Below are 17,938 nucleotides of genomic sequence, written 5' to 3' on the forward strand. Positions count from 1 at the left end.
TGTCAATTAATTAATATTTTTTTTCTTATTCGTTAATAATTGCCAATTTCTATAGAATTCATGCCCAAAAATCTTACCATAAAACTGTGAACCTAGTTATAATTTTTTTTGATATTAGACTTCTATGTTACACGCTTTCATCGCTTCTTCAAGTCGCTTTGCATGGTCTAATTCTATAATAAGCTATATAGATTTAAAACTTTAAGTAACTACTCACGTATGAGTACTCAACAAAATCAAAAGTTACAAATATAATTTTATACAATTATTATTGTAAACCCTATATCTATTTTTGTCAATATGCTTGTTTTAATTAGATAGTTAGTAAAATGTAGCCTCTTCTAGGTTCGTCCTTGTAGTATAATAAAAGAAACTCTATATCAAATCTCATTTGTCATAGGAGGCCCTCATGAATACCTTAGAATGTATCAAAACTCGTCATAGTACGCGTAAGTTTAAAGCTGATCAATTATCTCGAGAGCTCATTGATCAAGTGCTCGACGCTGGTCGCCGTGCTCCGTCTGGTGGCAATACACAATTAACACATTTCATGGTTATCACGAACCAAGATGTGCTAAGCGAACTAGTAACACTCGTTCAGGAAGAATACGGCAAAATGCCGATTACAGAAAACACATTGCCATATATGGTGAATATCATTAAAATGTCCGCTGAAGGCAAGTTTGTATTTAACTATGGAGCGCCTGTACTCATCGTATTGGCTAGCAAACCAAGTTATGCCAACAACTTTGCTGACGTGTCATGTGCAATGCAAAACATGATGCTCGCTTGCAACGAACTAGAACTTGGCAGCTGCTGGGTTAACCAAATCCGCCATCTTCAAGATAACGAACGCATTCAAGCTAAAATGCGTGAACTAGGCCTTGGAGAAGACGAAAAAGTCTACGCTAGCCTAGCAATCGGCTATCCAAATTTGCCAAACGGCCTGAACCGCCGCGAAATTGAGCCAAAAGGCTACAAAGTGACATATGTAGATTAACGATATTGTTTACCTACAACTATGCCTATAAGATAATTAATGAATACAAAAATCCCCTAGTAAACTAATTACTAGGGGACTTTAATTTAGGTAATATACTTCAATTTATGTGACTTACTGTAATTTACGCGACTCACGTTAATGTATATGAGTCATTGTAATTTACGCAACGCACAAAGAGCCGTCTAATACTTTCAGATTATACACGAGACCAAGTCGCACCAAACCATGTAAGGCAACCGCCGTTACAGGATTAATGGAACCGAACACACCAGCACCGATGATGCCTATGTGGAATAGAACGGACACGATGAGCAGGCCCAAATGACACTGTTTTGCCTCTTTTGAAAGCTCTGCCGTCGGAGAATTATTATCCACAAGGGAGCCCATCATGAGCGCCACGAGAATGAGCTCCAAAGAGCATGGGCAAAGCACTAATAACAAGGTCGCCGTATGCATGAGATCACCAGTTAATGCAAAGGATCCCATGGATAGCAACATAACGGCCACGACGATAACCGATGAATAGTTATTGATACCTTGACGCAATGCTACAAGCTGTGTTGGCATAGTCGGTAACATATCAACATCCAAGGTGTAATGCGTCTCACCTGTAATGAGCTGCTCCAAGAAGAAGCCAGCGTGCACCATGATACCCACATAAGCCGCTGTATGATAATCACCAACGGCGATGAGCGCTACCATAGCTACAACAATAAGAAAATTAGCGTGAATCTCTAAATTATCCCAAATGCTCTGCACACTATTAATCAGCAATGGCAACCCACAAACGATAACAGTGACCCAAGCCAAATCAATGACTGGATACAAAGGCTCTGTGATTAAATCTAATAGTATAAACAAAATACCTAGCGCCAAAATGCTACCTTGCGTACGCAACGACACCTGCGCTACTAATGATTGTAAAAGCTTCATAAATACCTCTCTAGGTACTAGAACCGGCCAAACTCAGTCCGGAAAGAAATACAAAAACAAAACAATACCCATAGGGGTATATCTACGGTACAAATATTATACATAAAATACGTAATAAATACAAATTAAAATTATTGATAAGTAAGAACGCTGTATTGAAGATTTAAATTTCTTCATTAGACGTAGAAAGAACAGGTCCCTAAAAACGACTTAGCTCGCTTTGGAGACCTTTTAATAAGTCTTAGTTGAAGATACTGATTTCATATAAAAAGAAAAGCCCCCATCTCTAAAAATGACTTAACACTAAGAGGTATTAGTTGATAGCTCTAATTTCTTTATTAGATGTAGAAAGAACAGGTCCCTAAAAACGACTTAGCTCGCTTTGGAGGCTTTTAGGGACCTGTTCTTTCGGTTACTGATATGAAATTAGAGCTTCAACGCCTCAATCCATTCTGCTTCTTTAAAGCCAACGAGAACTTTGTCTTTTAGAACCAAGATAGGACGTTTTACTAACATGCCATTAGATGCTAATAAAGCTACTTTTTCTTCTTCGCTAAGGTTTGGCAATTTATCCTTTAATTGTTGTTCACGGTAGATCATACCAGATGTATTAAAGAATGCTTTCAAATCCTTGCCAGATTGTGGATACCAAGCAGCGATTTCCTCTGCTGTAGGATTTTCAGCTTTAATATCACGAGCAGTGTACTTAACTTTATGATCATCTAAGAATTTCTTTGCTTTTTTGCATGTTGTGCATTTAGGGTATTCAACGAATAGCATAAGTTCTCCTTATATCAATATTCAATATTATAACAACTTATTTATATATTAAGTATACCAAATATATCGAAAATTATCAATATCTTATTGGCAATCTACAGGTTCTAATGCTTCACAATGCTTAATAGATGCTAGCGCTTCTTCCATACCTGCACTAAGTTTTGCCGTTCGTAAATCAACATCCATCTGCAAACGTAAAAAATAACCTTCTGAAACGCCAAAATATTTTGCCAGACGCAAAGATGTATCTGCAGAAATAGACCGTGTGCCATTCAGAATTTCTTGGACTCGTGAGACAGGCACATGTATATCCTTAGCTAATCTATACGCAGATAACCCTAATGGCTCCATAAACTCTTCCTTCAATATTTCACTAATGGTAGGTGTCGAAATAAACTTATCCATATATATTCCCTCTCTATCAATGATAATCTATAATTTCTACATCATAAAAACTATTAATGTCTTTTACTTTAAAACATAGCCTATACTGGCTATTAATTCGTAAACTATACTGACCAAAGCGATCTCCTTGGAGCAATTCCAATCGGTTTCCCGGTGGAGCCATGAAATCATAGAATCTCTCCTTTGATTATACCTGAATAACAGGCATATTGAACATTAAAATGATTCTGCATGCCATTTCGGTAAAAGATTTCTAGATAATACCAGTCAAATCCTACTTTAACAGTGACTCTATTGGTCACCTATTTCGGAACGTAAGGATCTATATCTATCAACTTACTTGAATCGAAGAATATCATCAACTTGATTAAGTTGAGAAATATCATGAGTTAATTTATTACGAAATAATTTTAGAAAATAAAAAGACCTATATCCTCCACCGTTTCATGTACAAGGTGTACATCAAAGGTTTAGAGGATATAGGTTTCTTATAATGATATTTGTAGTACTATTTACAGCAAGAATGTTAGGCCCATAGCCACGAAGATAGCTGGCAAGAGGTTAGCGATACGTATTTTACCAGGCCAGATGAGGTCGATACCAACGCAGAAAATTAGGATGGAGCCCACGTAGGACAGGTTATCGATAGCACTCGGTGTCATCAACGGTGCTGCGATGTGTGCCATGGCAGTGATAATCCATTGGGTGATGCCTACAGGAATAAAGGAGAACAGCGCCCCTTTGCCCATGGATGATACCATAACCATAACGATGATACCGTCGAGGATGCCTTTCAGTAATAGCGTCTGGTAATTACCAGTAAGACCGTCTTGAATGGAACCTAGTACGCCCATTGCACCTACGGTAAAGGTAAGGGATGCTGTAATGAAAGCATGGGTAAACTTTGGATCACCGGCGTTACCTGTACGAGCTTTCACCCAGTCACCAAACACAGTAATCCATCGATTAAGATCGATGACCTCGCCAATAATGGCGCCAACCACCATGCTAATAATCATCAGCAAAGGCCCCGTCGTTTGTAGCGTACCGTTCACGATAACGAGCATATACTGCATGGCGCCACTCATACCGAGGAGTAACACGATGATGCCGCTCACCACCATGAGTGTCTGTTTTAAATTTTCTTTCATAAACCGACCAAATGCGAGGCCACAAAGGCTGCCGGCTATAATAAGACCAATGTTAATGGCCGTTCCCAAACCAATCATATATTTCCCTTCTTTAATTGTGAAAGTAACTGTGTTAAATCATGTTTAGTATAGCAACTACATCGAAATAAATCAATTTATATGGTATGCAACTAAATGAACACAAAAAGCCTCTATCCACTTAAGGACAGAGGCTTTATGCAGATTTATAGCGTTTGAGAGAGAAGATTATGAGAGTTCCGCTTTGGAGAGAGAATGTGTTTGTATATAAAGCGGACTGACATATGATGAGTCGCTATCACCTCATCGACTTTAGTGTACACCCGACTCTATAGAATAACAAGTTCACCTTTGTAACATCTACTATGCACGAAAATTATTGTTAACTTATAATACTAGTATCCTTCTTCGTCGGCAGGTAGTCGCACTATATCTGCACTTTGATTGATCTCATCAAAGCAAGGACAGTCTTTACCGTGATCGTTGATAAGGCCGCTAGCTTGAAGATGCGAATAGATGGTAACAGGTCCAACAAACTTGAAGCCCCACTTCTTTAGGTCTTTGCTAATCCGCGTAGATAGGCCGTTCTTAGCTGGTACCTGCCCTTCAGGATGATTTTCATAGATAATTGTCTTGTTATCTGTGAAAGCCCAAATATAATTGCAGAACGAACCAAATTCAGATTGAATACGTTTAAAAGCGGAAGCATTGTTTATAATTGCTACGATTTTAGGACGAGATTTGAGCATCCCCTCGGTTTGCAGAATCCGGTCGATGTCGCTTTCACCATAAGAAGAGACTGCCTCAATATCAAAGTTATCAAAGCAGCCTCGAATGATGTCGCGTTTATTTAAAATAGTAAGCCAGCTAAGGCCACATTGGAGGCTTTCAAGACAAAGATGTTCAAATTGAAGCCTATCATCATGAATTGGTCGGCCCCACTCATGATCGTGATACGCCTGATACAAAGGTGTCGTCGGCCATTCACAAGTAATCTTTTTCATTATACACCCCCATGTGCCCATACAAGGACGTCATACATGAGCGCCACCACAAGGCCCATCACAAGATGTCCACCTACGTAAAATGGCACGAGATAATAGATGAATAACAATAGAGAATGCAAGGCTTTGCGAAGCCATACAATCGGTGTAGACGTACCGCCACCCACCTTGCCGTCGAGCCAATTATGGACGATGTAAATGGGCGTACCCAAACGATGAATCCAATCTGGTACGCGCACTCTAGGGTTTAAGCCAGGGCAATAGAAAATCACTAGCGGTAAAGCCACCGCATCAAGGATGAGCAAGACGGTTAACATCAAAGCAAACCAGTCAACTTCGCCTTCCCACGTGAGAGGATGTGCTACAAAACGAGCGCCCCACAAATAGGCTTTGTATACGATATACGGTTCTAATAGCCATAATAAGGGCTTCACTACACTCATGGGACTACCTACGCCAAACACAAAATAATAAAAACTACGCATCTGCGTAGTCGTTTCATATATACAACGTTCCGATCGCATCGATTTAATTATAAGAACTACAGATATTTTTAGGCCCAAAGGTGAATCTAAAAACATCAATTCACACACACGATTTTTAGTCCTTTTATACATCGATTTCTGTACTATTATTATATCAGATTTTGGCTTTTTTGTGGGGTTAAAAGTCACAAAATTTTGCTAAAATATACAATTTATAGTAGTTATCAATAAAAGAACCCACTATATAAGCCATTCTGCACTAATGGTTCATATATGCTTATTTTTCATCAAATTTATGACTTATTTTGATAAATACCGTCTCACTTTCTACGTTAAACAACGGCAAAAATCATTTTAGCTATATTTTTTTATCTATTAAATTATATATTTTTGCAGTTTAGCGATCACTAATAATAATTTTCGTCACCTTACTGCCATTGTGCTCGAAAAATATACCTATGATATTGTCACTGTTATAACGTAGATACCCATAGAACCAACGATTATCAAAGTCGATAAAATCGGGACGGCCGTAAATATCCATTACTTTTTTCAAGGAATCTCCAACAGCAATGCCACGAGATGTCACGGCATCACGATTGCTGACAGTCATATACCATACGATAGGGCGACTATCTTGCATCAATGTATGTCCAAATTTAATCCCTCCATACGTGAGCTCATCACGTTTCTCACTCGTTGGCTGACCTAGGCTAGCTTTTACCGCATCAAAGGACGTACCTAGTGAAACGCCGGCAAGCTTCATATCTTCAGCAGGCAAAGGGGCTCCAATAACTTGTCCTGGTCGATAATGACGATATTGCTCTGCTTTAGGCCAATTTGGTGAAAGCTTAGCATTACTTGTTTCCAATCGATCCATGGCTTTACTCAGCCAACTAGCATCAGCAACTGAACTCACATTACTAGCCAGTAATAAAGCCACACCTAAACTAATTGCAATAGATTTTGTTTTCATGTTTCTCTCCTAGTTTCTCAAACTATTAATGACCTATAGGGCAATATTAACATAATCACATGGAAACTAGAACCTAATGCTTCATACAACTTAAAAATATAGTCATTTAGTTATATAATTATACTTAATAACTTAGCCTATGGATTACTACAATATCAATAGATATGAGAGTATAAACGGGAGATACTACCATGATAAAACTACCACTATTAGCGGGTATTTTCATGATGAGCACTATCTTATCATCAGTAGGAGCCATCAATGTTAATATTCCTGGCGCAGATCCGAAGATTCCAAAGGATGCCTACATAAATTACAAAACCACGAATCCTGATATTGAAAAGGATGTAGCAAACTATGTGGAAACACTAAAAGCAACGGACAAAACTGAAGGTATTAACAAAAGCGAAATGGAGTACGCTAAAGCTGCCGCCATATATCGCGGTCAACATTACCATAATACGGTCATTTCCGTTCATGACAAATACAACCAAATCCGGCTTTCATTCCCCGTAGCGGGCATAAAAAGTGATTATAATATAGGGCGTTACAAAAATCCGAGTCGAACCATTGAGGACTATCGAGTGTTTACCGATAATGGAAGTCTCAATTTAGAAATTGACTATGCTGATTACAAAGACTATGACTGGCGTAACACAAAAATAGCTTATGAAAAACTAACGGACAAGAATGTTCGTGATTTCTTTCAGGACATGGCAAAACATAATCCAGCAAAACACATTTCTGATATAAAGGGCACTGTATTTTCATATCCTACTGTTACCTACAGCACTTGGGATAGCATGAAGATGCCGCACCTTGAAAACGGTAAAAAAACAACGCTCACTATCGACACGATCAATTTTAAATTTAAGGGCTATAACATGCGTCATCCCTTATATCACGCAGGATTTGTCTATTATAATAATACCCCCGTTCTGAACAAGGTTCCTACAGATAAAGTACTGGCCAATTATGTACTTCCCTCTGTGCAAAACCTAAATGAATTAAATCAATATTCACGCATAGAAAACTTAAACGGTGTACAATACCGCGTACCAAAAGACGCCATATACAAAGGTGAAGAAAAGGGCACCGAGTACCAAGATATTAGATACTACAAAAAAGGGAACATAACATTCTTTGTTTCTACTAATAATATTCCTAAAAACCCATATGCGCGCGATCTTGTTGTAAACGGTCATTACAATTTTAAAATTAATTTAAATACGTTCTGGGATATTTACTATTACCAACCAACATCAGATTATATTAATTATACCGTTATATGGAATAATAATATTCCTGGACTATCCACACACATCTATACACCTCATAAGGATGATCACATCCTAACCTTTCAATCCTATGATGGGACCTATAGCTTTACCTATATCATCTTTTACCCAAGTTTTTTACATACTGAGGAAGTTCAAAAATTACGGAATATGATCGAGTTTTTTGAGTCTACCAATAATCCTAACTTTAAACTGAAAGTGCATGTTCTATTCCCAGAAACAGAGGTAAGCGATACCCATTAAAACACCATTCAAAATCAACCTAATAGTATCAAACGTGTAAACCAAACAGCCAGTACTGCAAATCGCAATACTGGCTGTTTTTCTCTCTATATTTCTTTTTAGACACAAGTGTACCCAAGCAGATAGATAACATATTAATTAAGCTTTAAGGCAATTTAAAAACATCAGCTTCCCAAAGGTGCTTCAGCACAGGAAACTCTTGCTTATTCTGACGACTAATCAGCCTTGCCATTTCTACCATATTACGAATATCATGATAAGACCTCTTCACCTCATTGGCTTTATAAGCAACTTCAATGCTATACACATATTGATCATCACGGATTGTAAAATATGTATAATTAGTACCATTATCAAATTTTATACTGCCGCTAAATGCAGGCACACCATTATTCCAAATGGTAGCATTATCATTAGCTGAGTACGGATATTTTCGACTCACCGTATCTATCGTAGCAAAAGCACCTGCATAAAAATGTTTTTCATCATTTGGGAAAATCGGACGACGCTTAACTAGCTGCACTATACCGCCACCCTCGTAAACGCGTGTTTCCTCACCATAGGAGGTAGGCTCGTAATCAGCTTTTCGCTTACTATTCTTGAACACACGATATTCAAAGTTTCCCCATTTTTCAACATTAGAATATCGATCTATTGCTTTTGTATCCTCTACCGATGGGATCACATAATTCGCTAAAGCCCCTTCTGCATAATTAATATGATCAGGATTGCCATTGCCACGGTTTATGATGTTAACACGATACACATGGTTCATATCACTAGGTAAGGAAAACTCAACACCCGTACTCGTACGTGGCTCAGTCTTCTCCTCTTTTCCAGGGATGCGTGTTATAATCCCATACTTCTGCTGCCACTGGCCATTTTTTACCGTTTTATATGTGAAAGCACGATCCGCATAGGTGGTCTTATGGTCTACATCCACAACGATATCTGCATTCATACTTTTAATATAATATTGAGGGCTACCATTTACTACATTAACTACTGAATTAGTGCCATCATTAATCACCTTATTTTCAAGGCTTGGATAAGGCATAGAAAAACGAATATGCTGTGTATCATTGTCAAAGATAAACACCGTACTCTGATTAGCTTGACGTTTTAAAAACTTAGCATTACCCTCCATATATGACTTAGCTTGCTCCAAGGTCCTACGCCCATCTCTTACAGTCTGTGCTACAACAGGACCTGAACGACGTCTAAATTGAGCCTCCACAAGATCCATATCAGCACTATTATAAGAATAGCTTTCATAAGCAGTATCAGGCACCATGGCATCACCACCAGGGATATCTATATTGGCAGCATGAGCTGTTACCATAAGGCCAAGTGAGCAAAGACCTGTTAAAATTGCTTTCTTTATCATATAATTCCCTCAATATAAATAGGCCTTATATAAGACTAACCTTCTATAGCCTCAACTACTTCGCCGATGTACATATAATGTGGTTCCCAACGATCATGACCAATTTGAGTATAGGCAGTAGGGTTTGCTGCATAATATTCCTTTATTTTATCTGCCAAATGAGCTTCATCGAATTGGTGTTCATATAACTTTTTACATACAAATGTTAAATCTGCTTCTTTGAAAGTCACTCCATCACCGACTGCCACTGGTGTTAAACCAGAATTGGCAACCTTATCTTCATCGCGACCAGAATGAGAGCCTAAATAGCCAAGAGCCTTACGCTGGCTGTTAGGGAATAAGCTAACTGTAAAAGTATCGTATTTCGCCATGAATTCTTGAGTATAGCGAGCTGGATGAATGTACACAGTCACGGTAGATATATCATTGCCAAGCATGCCCCACATGTTACCCATACTGCCCCAACTAACTGTACACGTATTAAAATCATCAAGCGTACCCGCTGTAACAAGAGCCCAACGTTCCTCAAACATGGTAAACGCCTTATAATCTTTTGTTTCAAATGCTTTCATAATAACCTCCGAACATAGAATTTAATTAACAATAACCTCATCAAAATGTTCTTTATATACTTCATAATACACCGCATCAGCGATATCGTAAAACTCTTTATTTAGAGAATCTTTCACAACGGGTCTGCGCGCAAAAGCACCTCGATGGATAGGTCGAGGCGTTCCGTCAAAACCAAAGCGACTGATTTCCTCTTCATCGTGCATAATACCTGGATTAGACCACATATCTTCATTCATATTCATATCCATATTCGCATCCGCATCAGTATTAACCTTCGTTGTCCCTTGCTGTTGCGCCCGATAGATCTTACTAGCTGCTGAATTACTACTATCATAGGTGAAAGTCATGTCCTTAACGGTAATCACTTTCTCATCATTCCACTGATACGCTTTATATACCGTCGCCTTAATCGTATAAATAGGCGGCTCAAACCCGATTACCTTTACCGTATTCACATCAATATAGGACGCGCCACGCTCGTCTACATTAGGAATATCCGACACAAACTGAGATACCTGCTTAAACTGCGGCTGAGACGTGAGCTCCTCAATCGTAATTGCTTGGGCTGGAATGGTGAAAGCTAGCATAAGCCCTAGCGTTATTAAAAATCGATGTAACATATATCCTCTCATCTTTCTAAACATGTACAAAATAAATAAACACAACCTTATAAGCATAAGTATACTATGCAAACAAGACTGTGCCTATTATTTATTATCTATTATTTATCATTTATAGTTTAGATTGTATAGGAGTTATCTCTATTAGTACTTATAATGTTTATCTTAATTTGACGATATATATCTTTATCCCTATAATATAAGTAGATAGTCAGACGAGTCGCAACGTCAGGCTCATCTCTAAATCAGTAAAAAAATTAGGAAATGGCCTTTCTGTTTACTTAGCTACCATGCGGTAACGGAGGGCTATTTGCTTTTTGTAAGGCAAATAAAAAACAAAATTTCTTATTGAGCTAATATATTAATCCATCCCATATACCACTGATTAAAGCTTGGATCCGTATCAAATTTCTTTTTATGGCTATTATCTATACGCCACTGCGTGTTTTTTCGTAAACTTTCAGCATTATCAAAGCTGACATACTCGATCATATCGCGCAATTGTTTATGTTTATACAAAGATTTGCTTTCATCATAATCAATGCGATAACTATAATAATATTCAGAATCCTTTGTAAAATGGCGCAAAAAAGACTCTCCATTAGGTTTATATCGATCAATTAAGAATCCTGGAAGACCATTATTCCAAACTGTTGCATACTGTGTAGGAGCCTCAAGATCACCATATTTATTCAAAAAGGTAAAAATTTGTTTTTTTGCTAAGCTTTTATCAACAATATTAGGATCTATTCGAAAGCGTAATACACGAATTTTAACTCCTACATCTTCATAAGTACGAACCTCATATTTATTATCTTCCATAGCTTCGCTCACCAGCTTAGCCTTTTTAGGAATACGATAACCGAAATTATCCCAATGCTTAACATGGCTATAATTATCTAGCCCAGACAAAGGCTCAATAGATGGAATAATATAATTACTCATTACCACTTCAGCAAATTTATCTTGGTATGGATCCTTCACATCGCCACCACCAAGATACGTAATACCATACGTCGTTTTTGTCTTACTTGGCGTAAACTCCGTATACATCACATGTGTCTTACCTTTAAAAATTTTCCAAGATGCATTCTCTAACCCTGGATATGTATATATTCCCTCATTCTGTATATATTTATTAATCTTCTTACCATGTGGTGGCCCTACCAATAAAATGCCTGTATAACCATGAACAGCAAATAAAAGCCCATCACTCGATTTAGATTCAACCGTATCTCCACGCAAGCTAATATTTGGCACAGATAAACGAATATTATTTTCTCCTTCATGAAGTAAGATAACAGTAGATTCTGAGAATTCCCCTAGCTTAACAGCTTGAGCCAATCCAGTTTTCTCCTTAAAAACCTTTTCTATCGCAGTCTTGGGTTTTTCCACATTTTTCTGTACTTTAGCGCTAAATATCTCCGCCTCTTGTATTGCCTTTTCATTAATATAGGAATAATTTTCGTAAGCATTAGCAGGAATACTCGCATCCGCACCTGGAACGGGTGGTTGCCACTTTGGGACTTCAATCTGCACAGCACTTACATTCATGGTGAAAGCGGCTGCTAATGCCATCATGATTATACTTTTACGTAACATAAAACCCTCTTAAAATTTACAAACTAAATACACACAACTGCATTACATTTTCGTATTTTATTTTCGTATTACATTCTTTCTTGACTTTGAATGCGGATTACCTTATTTCTCAATGTTTCAACATTTGCAAAGTCAGAATATTCTACCGTATTGCGTAGCTGAATATGAGAATATGGTATAGCTCCATCAGTATAAACTAGACTCATAATATATACATTCTTGTCATCGTATAAGAATCGATGCATTATAGATCTTTTTCCTGGTTGATAATTATCTACTAAAAGACTAGGAACGCCATTATTCCAAACAGATGCTGCCTGAATAGGCGCATCACCTATTATCTGGCGCTCTGGTCGTACTTCTACAAGTTCATTAAAAAAGGAATACATATATTTATCTTTTACTTTTATAGGTTTCTTGGCCACAACAAATCGTATACCCGCTCCACGATAGTCCCTCACTTCAGTAGAGTCCTTTAAGGATTTCTGTGCTATGAGTTTAAGACCTTTAGGAATACGATACATGAGATTATCCCAGTTGATACTTTCACTATACTGATCCATATCATCTAAAGAGCGAATCGACGGAATCACATAATTACTCATAACGCGTTCGAGCTTGTCAGTAACGGGCTGATTTTTGTAGCTAAGCCCTATGATATATTCTTGATTTGGCTGATTATCTAAACCAACTACGGCAACCATAGCAGGCCTATTTTCGCCGAAAGACTCGGTTTCAATAGCCCATTTACCATGTGTGATCCCGGGATATATAAACTCCCCTTTTCGCTCTGTTTTTAGTTTGCCTAATGCATCATCATAATTCTGTTTCGTACCGATGGCAAAAAACACGGAATGTTCTCTTACAATAGATAAACGTTCACCATCACTGAGTTTTGGATAGTATTTACTTGCTAATAGTAGTCCAGGAACAGATGCTCGGATGTTAGTACGATCATCATGCAATAACACAACTGCAGACTCATTAGCGATTAAATCTATCACCTTTTTAGAACCACTTGCTATCTCATTAGCTTCATCTCGTGTTAGTCCCCAGTCGGTTATGAACATTTCCTTATTCTTTTCAGATTTAGAATCTAACTTTATAACATCACTAGTTCCTATATTACTCAAGCTACCGGCCCGATAATTCTCATATGCATTGGCAGGAATACTCGCATCAGCACCTGGCATAGGTGGCTGTCCAGCTGGAACTTCGATCTGTACAGCGCTTACATTCATGGTGAAAGCAGCCGCTAATGCCATCATGATTATACTTTTACGTAACATACAACCCTCTCTTCTTTTCTTCTCTCACATTTACAACATAAATAAGCACAACCTTATTAGCATAAGTATACTATGCAAATAAGGTCGTGCCTATTATTTATAATTTTATATTTAAGTGTTTATTCTATTCATATGAATCAGACATGTAAGTTATTTAAATGAATAGAGATCGGAAATAAAATATGTAATGAAATATAGCATATATAAAGTAAGGAATTAATGCAAGCAAAGTTCCAATGGCGATAATAATATATATCAAAAGACACAATGCTAGTAAAACCACCAGACTATTAATGATGACTTTATAAATCAGTGCCTGCTCTTTCTTAGATTGTATCCAAGCTTTAGCCCTATAATATACTTTAGGTTTATTAAAGGCTAGTGGTAATCGTTTACACCATAGAACAAGCCAAGGAATAAAGAGGATATTACCAGAGAGAAAAATCATATATAAGTCATAACTCCCTAAGGGATATAAGTACGGCGTTAAGTCAGGTTTCTGTAAGCTATGAATAAACGCCTCTATGGAGCCTATCCATAGAGAAACGAGCAAATACTTAACGTAAAGCACTAGTATAATTTTAAAAATGTATTTAAATGTACTCATTTGCTATTCTCTATCTAATCATATACATAGTAAAAGTAACTTAATAGCATAAGTATACTATGCAAATAAGACTGTGCCTATTATCTATTATCTATTTATATTTTAGATTGTGTAGGAATTTTCTCTAATTAGTATATATAATGTTTATCTTAATTTGACGATATATATCTTTATCCCTATAATATAAGTAGATAGTCAGACGAGTAGTGACGTCAGGCTCATCTCTAAACTAAATGAAACATGTAGAAATGGCCTTTTCGTTTTATCTAATTTCCGAAGAAACGAAGGGCTATTTTGCTATTTCTAGACAAATAAGCGCCACAAGTGCTCCAAAGGATATCATGACTGATAAAATCCCAAGGATAATCATAATGATTTTATAACCACTCATAAGCAACCCTCCCTTCAAAAACGAAGAGAGGCCCAACCTCGTCTAACTATCCTAAGTCTATTATAGAACGAACTAATATACGATACAATAAGCATTACATTATACAAATATACGAATTAACTAATAAAAGCTGAGCTAATTCTATAACTAAATAGCTCAGCTTTTTTGTGCCTGATATTCCAATATAATTATCTATAAATCAAAATTTTGCTGACTTTATCGCCTTTTTGTTCAAATTGTATTCCATGCATAATATCAGTCCGATAGCGATATTTTCCATAAAACCATCGATTGTTAGAATCCACTAAATCAGGTCTACCATATACATTGAGAACTTTTCGCATGGAATCGCCTACGGCAATACCTCTATGTGTAACGGCATCACGATTCTCAATCATCATATATGTAACGATTGGCCCTACACCATCCATTTTTAAATTTCCAAATGTAACACCACCATAGGTAAGTCCTCTACTTGTCTCTTTAGTAGGCTGTCCTAGACTAGCTTTCACACTATCAAATGTATTGCCTAGTGAAACACCAAGAATCATCATATCCGCTTCTGGCAAAGTATCCCCTACAATTTGCCCACCCGCATAATGAGTGTATTGCTCAGCTTTCGGCCAATCATTAGACTGCTTTGCTGCATTTGTTTCAAGACGGTCCCAAGTTTTACTCAGCCAACTTGCATCTGCCATATAACTATAACCACTTACCACTTGCATGCCTATAACAAGCCCCATAATTATAAGTTTCCTTTTCATAGCCTCTCTCCTAAACGTTCTGATAAACAACTCAAACTAGTAATTTTATATAATACTGTCTAAAAGCTGATGACATATCATGCTAATGATTGCCAATAGCACTGGTCCTATAATAATACAAGCTAGCATTATAATCGTGCCATATATGAGCAAACATAACTTTATAAAAAACTCTATGCTATAAAAGATAAGCACCCCTACGTGGGATTGCTCTTTCAAAGAAACGAACCAATCTTTTACTCCATAATATACCTTAGGCGTATCAAATGCGGGGTATAGCTTTTTACCACAAAATAAGCCACGGCAAAATCCAAATATTTCCAAAGGTAAATATTAATACGGGAAGATAATGCCCTAATGGATATGCTTCTAATACATATCGATCATAGAGTAATTCATAAAAAACCCAAATAGAGACTCCCCAAATAAACAAAAGTATAAGTTTTAACATGAGCCCAAAAACAAGTTTAATTATCCATCGGAGTCTATTCGCTGTTCTAACCATTCCAGTACTATTCATAAGCTATCACGGCTCATCATCGTAAGCTATATCATATGCTTTTTGATAGAGCAAATTCGGCAATTTATATTTTTCATCACCAAAATCAGCAGGTAGAATCATAGCTTTTAGATTTTCTGCATAGATTCGTTGTTGACGATTCTGCCCATTATTGTAATAGGTACCACCATCATTAACAGTTCCAGTGATTCCTGAGTTCCCTTGTTTTGTACGCCAAATAGAGATATACGGTATCTTATTGCCTTGTTTTAGAGCTTTATCATGAGCATTAATCAAATGGCGCAAAGAACGATCTATTTGGTAATCGTATTGTACTGAAAGTCCTTGAATCATATTAGCAGCAGGCATAGAAACATAGATGACCGCTTCGATACGACGATGACCATTCGGTGCCGTTACAGGCTTAACAGATGAAAGGTCCAAATATTTTCCATCCCCTCGTCCAGAGTCAGCACTCGAATCGATGTGCTCAAATCGCTCTGCGTTTAATAAGTCAGCCTGTGATACGGCTTGACCTTTCATGGGCAATACGATGCAGGCTAATAACCATAGTGAAAGTAAATATATGCGTTTCATCGTCCACCTCACTGTACCACAATATCATCAAAATGCTGCTGATAGGCAGCCATAAACATAGCCTCTGCTATACCATACATAATGGTATTATTTCGCTTGAGTGGGAACTTGCGCATATCATTTCGATACTGCATTTGCTGTACTGCCCCATCGAATGAATATTTTGCCACAGCTACGTCCACTAGAGATAAGCCAGATTTACTTTCACTAGCCTCAATCAAAGCCAACGTAGACGGGCTAGGATTCATCATATGAGACGAATGGATTAAGGTAGCTAGAGAATAGTTTGTATCATAATCCACAGTAAGTTGTTTCTCTTCAATCGTAGATTGGTAATCTGTATCTATTACGACATAATAGGTACCACGCAAAGAATACTGTGGGGGTGCATAATGAGTTGCCTCAATAGAATAGGTGTTCAAATAGATATACAAGCCACCACTCGCCATGGGACCATTCATCGATCGAGTATGAACTAACTTAAACTGTGGTGATGTCTGTAATTCTTGTAATGTAATCGCCTCTGTGGGCATGGTGAAAGCTAACAACACAAGGGCTAGCATCAAAATACGTTGAACCATAAAAACCTCTCTCAAAAAATAATCTTATCTCTCAATAAAATAAGCACAACCTTATTAGCATAAGTATACTATGCAAACAAGGCTGTGCCTATTATTAATAATTTTATAATTTAGTATATAGGATTTACTTCTATTGATATTTCTAAGATTGATATTTATAAGGTTTATCTCTATTTGACGATATATATCTTTATCCCTATAATATAGGTAGATAGTCAGACGAGTAGTGACGTCAGGCTCATCTCGAAATTGAAAAAAGATTAGGAAATGGCCTTTCAGTTATCTAGTCACACTAGGCAACGGAGGGCTATTTGCTTTTTGTAAGGCAAATAAGGGCTACTAAGGCTCCAAAAGCAATGACAATAGCCAAGACTTGTAAGAGGAGCATGATTATTTCATAATCACTCATAGACTTATCCCTCCCTTCAAAAACGAAGAGAGGCCCAACCTCGTCTAACTATCCTAAGCCTATTATAAAACGAACTAATATACGATACAATAAGCATTACATTATACAAATATACGAATTAACTAATAAAAGCCGAGTTACGCATCAATAAGTAACTCGGCTTTCAGATTCTTAAATAATTAAAGTGGTAATAAGAGACAGTATCCCAAATAAAAATGGAAGGCTTACAGCAATACAGTAGCCAAGTAAAATAGCAAGATAAATTACTAAATATGCTTTTACCAGAATACCTAAGCAGAGAAAAATAACCTTATAAGTAAATG

The 17,938-nt window shown here is 37.2% G+C and carries 18 protein-coding genes; 2 read left to right on the forward strand and 16 right to left on the reverse strand.

Going from position 1 to position 17,938, the window contains the following annotated elements:
• Window positions 1-409: 409 nt before the first annotated feature.
• Window positions 410-1,000: a nitroreductase gene (locus VRHSUH09_RS07160; RefSeq protein ID WP_105081782.1), complete on the forward strand. Its 591-nt coding sequence runs from the start codon at window positions 410-412 to the stop codon at window positions 998-1,000.
• Between the two features lie 162 nt (window positions 1,001-1,162).
• On the opposite strand, the gene VRHSUH09_RS07165 is transcribed toward VRHSUH09_RS07160, so the two are convergent.
• From VRHSUH09_RS07165 to VRHSUH09_RS07200, 8 genes are all read right to left on the reverse strand, one after another.
• Complete coding sequence (locus VRHSUH09_RS07165; protein WP_054747366.1) at window positions 1,163-1,936, reverse strand: hypothetical protein; 774 nt, start codon at window positions 1,934-1,936, stop codon at window positions 1,163-1,165.
• A 426-nt stretch (window positions 1,937-2,362) separates the two neighbouring features.
• Window positions 2,363-2,716, reverse strand: coding sequence for a Spx/MgsR family RNA polymerase-binding regulatory protein (locus tag VRHSUH09_RS07170; protein WP_009352301.1), 354 nt, complete (start codon window positions 2,714-2,716; stop codon window positions 2,363-2,365).
• A gap of 84 nt (window positions 2,717-2,800) precedes the next feature.
• Window positions 2,801-3,121, reverse strand: coding sequence for a HigA family addiction module antitoxin (locus VRHSUH09_RS07175; RefSeq protein WP_054747368.1), 321 nt, complete (start codon window positions 3,119-3,121; stop codon window positions 2,801-2,803).
• Between the two features lie 16 nt (window positions 3,122-3,137).
• Window positions 3,138-3,284, reverse strand: a complete 147-nt coding sequence (locus VRHSUH09_RS07180; RefSeq protein ID WP_245876006.1) for a type II toxin-antitoxin system RelE/ParE family toxin — start codon at window positions 3,282-3,284, stop codon at window positions 3,138-3,140.
• A gap of 349 nt (window positions 3,285-3,633) precedes the next feature.
• On the reverse strand, window positions 3,634-4,350 hold the full coding sequence (locus tag VRHSUH09_RS07185) for a DUF554 domain-containing protein (RefSeq protein WP_009352236.1): 717 nt from the start codon (window positions 4,348-4,350) through the stop codon (window positions 3,634-3,636).
• Between the two features lie 335 nt (window positions 4,351-4,685).
• Entirely contained in the window at window positions 4,686-5,315 is a 630-nt protein-coding gene (locus VRHSUH09_RS07190; RefSeq protein ID WP_174683241.1) for a DNA-3-methyladenine glycosylase I, read from the reverse strand.
• A complete protein-coding gene (locus VRHSUH09_RS07195; RefSeq protein ID WP_105081784.1) occupies window positions 5,294-5,737 on the reverse strand; it encodes a hypothetical protein in 444 nt (147 codons plus the stop codon). Before VRHSUH09_RS07195 ends, VRHSUH09_RS07190 begins: the two co-directional genes overlap by 22 nt.
• A gap of 439 nt (window positions 5,738-6,176) precedes the next feature.
• On the reverse strand, window positions 6,177-6,755 hold the full coding sequence (locus VRHSUH09_RS07200; protein ID WP_105081785.1) for a TonB-dependent receptor: 579 nt from the start codon (window positions 6,753-6,755) through the stop codon (window positions 6,177-6,179).
• A 191-nt stretch (window positions 6,756-6,946) separates the two neighbouring features.
• On the opposite strand from VRHSUH09_RS07200, the gene VRHSUH09_RS07205 reads away from it, so the two are divergent.
• Window positions 6,947-8,296 (forward strand): hypothetical protein, encoded by a 1,350-nt coding sequence (locus VRHSUH09_RS07205; RefSeq protein WP_105081786.1) that lies wholly within the window; start codon window positions 6,947-6,949, stop codon window positions 8,294-8,296.
• Between the two features lie 145 nt (window positions 8,297-8,441).
• On the opposite strand, the gene VRHSUH09_RS07210 is transcribed toward VRHSUH09_RS07205, so the two are convergent.
• From VRHSUH09_RS07210 to VRHSUH09_RS07255, 8 genes are all read right to left on the reverse strand, one after another.
• Entirely contained in the window at window positions 8,442-9,683 is a 1,242-nt protein-coding gene (locus tag VRHSUH09_RS07210; RefSeq protein ID WP_105081787.1) for a hypothetical protein, read from the reverse strand.
• A 35-nt stretch (window positions 9,684-9,718) separates the two neighbouring features.
• On the reverse strand, window positions 9,719-10,255 hold the full coding sequence (locus VRHSUH09_RS07215; RefSeq protein WP_105081788.1) for a flavin reductase: 537 nt from the start codon (window positions 10,253-10,255) through the stop codon (window positions 9,719-9,721).
• Between the two features lie 21 nt (window positions 10,256-10,276).
• On the reverse strand, window positions 10,277-10,876 hold the full coding sequence (locus VRHSUH09_RS07220) for a hypothetical protein (RefSeq protein ID WP_105081789.1): 600 nt from the start codon (window positions 10,874-10,876) through the stop codon (window positions 10,277-10,279).
• 345 nt (window positions 10,877-11,221) lie between these two features.
• Window positions 11,222-12,478 carry a hypothetical protein gene (locus VRHSUH09_RS07225; protein ID WP_105081790.1) on the reverse strand — a complete coding sequence of 419 codons (1,257 nt, stop codon included), beginning with the start codon at window positions 12,476-12,478 and terminating at the stop codon, window positions 11,222-11,224.
• 68 nt (window positions 12,479-12,546) lie between these two features.
• Window positions 12,547-13,767, reverse strand: a complete 1,221-nt coding sequence (locus tag VRHSUH09_RS07230; RefSeq protein WP_054747380.1) for a hypothetical protein — start codon at window positions 13,765-13,767, stop codon at window positions 12,547-12,549.
• A gap of 1,186 nt (window positions 13,768-14,953) precedes the next feature.
• Window positions 14,954-15,529, reverse strand: a complete 576-nt coding sequence (locus tag VRHSUH09_RS07240; protein WP_105081791.1) for a TonB-dependent receptor — start codon at window positions 15,527-15,529, stop codon at window positions 14,954-14,956.
• A gap of 526 nt (window positions 15,530-16,055) precedes the next feature.
• Window positions 16,056-16,625, reverse strand: coding sequence for a hypothetical protein (locus VRHSUH09_RS07250; protein ID WP_054747386.1), 570 nt, complete (start codon window positions 16,623-16,625; stop codon window positions 16,056-16,058).
• An 8-nt stretch (window positions 16,626-16,633) separates the two neighbouring features.
• Window positions 16,634-17,206, reverse strand: a complete 573-nt coding sequence (locus VRHSUH09_RS07255) for a hypothetical protein (protein WP_105081792.1) — start codon at window positions 17,204-17,206, stop codon at window positions 16,634-16,636.
• Window positions 17,207-17,938: the final 732 nt, after the last annotated feature.

It is taken from the genome of Veillonella rogosae JCM 15642 (assembly GCF_002959775.1).
Classification (GTDB): Bacteria; Bacillota; Negativicutes; order Veillonellales; family Veillonellaceae; genus Veillonella; species Veillonella rogosae.

Coding starts and splice junctions, on each gene's coding strand:
- VRHSUH09_RS07160 (WP_105081782.1), top strand. CDS start 410: ATGAATACCTTAGAATGTATCAAAACTCGTCATAGTACGCGTAAGTTT.
- VRHSUH09_RS07190 (WP_174683241.1), bottom strand. CDS start 5,315: ATGGGCACATGGGGGTGTATAATGAAAAAGATTACTTGTGAATGGCCG.
- VRHSUH09_RS07170 (WP_009352301.1), bottom strand. CDS start 2,716: ATGCTATTCGTTGAATACCCTAAATGCACAACATGCAAAAAAGCAAAG.
- VRHSUH09_RS07255 (WP_105081792.1), bottom strand. CDS start 17,206: ATGGTTCAACGTATTTTGATGCTAGCCCTTGTGTTGTTAGCTTTCACC.
- VRHSUH09_RS07200 (WP_105081785.1), bottom strand. CDS start 6,755: ATGAAAACAAAATCTATTGCAATTAGTTTAGGTGTGGCTTTATTACTG.
- VRHSUH09_RS07210 (WP_105081787.1), bottom strand. CDS start 9,683: ATGATAAAGAAAGCAATTTTAACAGGTCTTTGCTCACTTGGCCTTATG.
- VRHSUH09_RS07230 (WP_054747380.1), bottom strand. CDS start 13,767: ATGTTACGTAAAAGTATAATCATGATGGCATTAGCGGCTGCTTTCACC.
- VRHSUH09_RS07215 (WP_105081788.1), bottom strand. CDS start 10,255: ATGAAAGCATTTGAAACAAAAGATTATAAGGCGTTTACCATGTTTGAG.
- VRHSUH09_RS07220 (WP_105081789.1), bottom strand. CDS start 10,876: ATGTTACATCGATTTTTAATAACGCTAGGGCTTATGCTAGCTTTCACC.
- VRHSUH09_RS07240 (WP_105081791.1), bottom strand. CDS start 15,529: ATGAAAAGGAAACTTATAATTATGGGGCTTGTTATAGGCATGCAAGTG.
- VRHSUH09_RS07175 (WP_054747368.1), bottom strand. CDS start 3,121: ATGGATAAGTTTATTTCGACACCTACCATTAGTGAAATATTGAAGGAA.
- VRHSUH09_RS07185 (WP_009352236.1), bottom strand. CDS start 4,350: ATGATTGGTTTGGGAACGGCCATTAACATTGGTCTTATTATAGCCGGC.
- VRHSUH09_RS07195 (WP_105081784.1), bottom strand. CDS start 5,737: ATGAGTGTAGTGAAGCCCTTATTATGGCTATTAGAACCGTATATCGTA.
- VRHSUH09_RS07205 (WP_105081786.1), top strand. CDS start 6,947: ATGATAAAACTACCACTATTAGCGGGTATTTTCATGATGAGCACTATC.
- VRHSUH09_RS07225 (WP_105081790.1), bottom strand. CDS start 12,478: ATGTTACGTAAAAGTATAATCATGATGGCATTAGCAGCCGCTTTCACC.
- VRHSUH09_RS07180 (WP_245876006.1), bottom strand. CDS start 3,284: ATGGCTCCACCGGGAAACCGATTGGAATTGCTCCAAGGAGATCGCTTT.
- VRHSUH09_RS07250 (WP_054747386.1), bottom strand. CDS start 16,625: ATGAAACGCATATATTTACTTTCACTATGGTTATTAGCCTGCATCGTA.
- VRHSUH09_RS07165 (WP_054747366.1), bottom strand. CDS start 1,936: ATGAAGCTTTTACAATCATTAGTAGCGCAGGTGTCGTTGCGTACGCAA.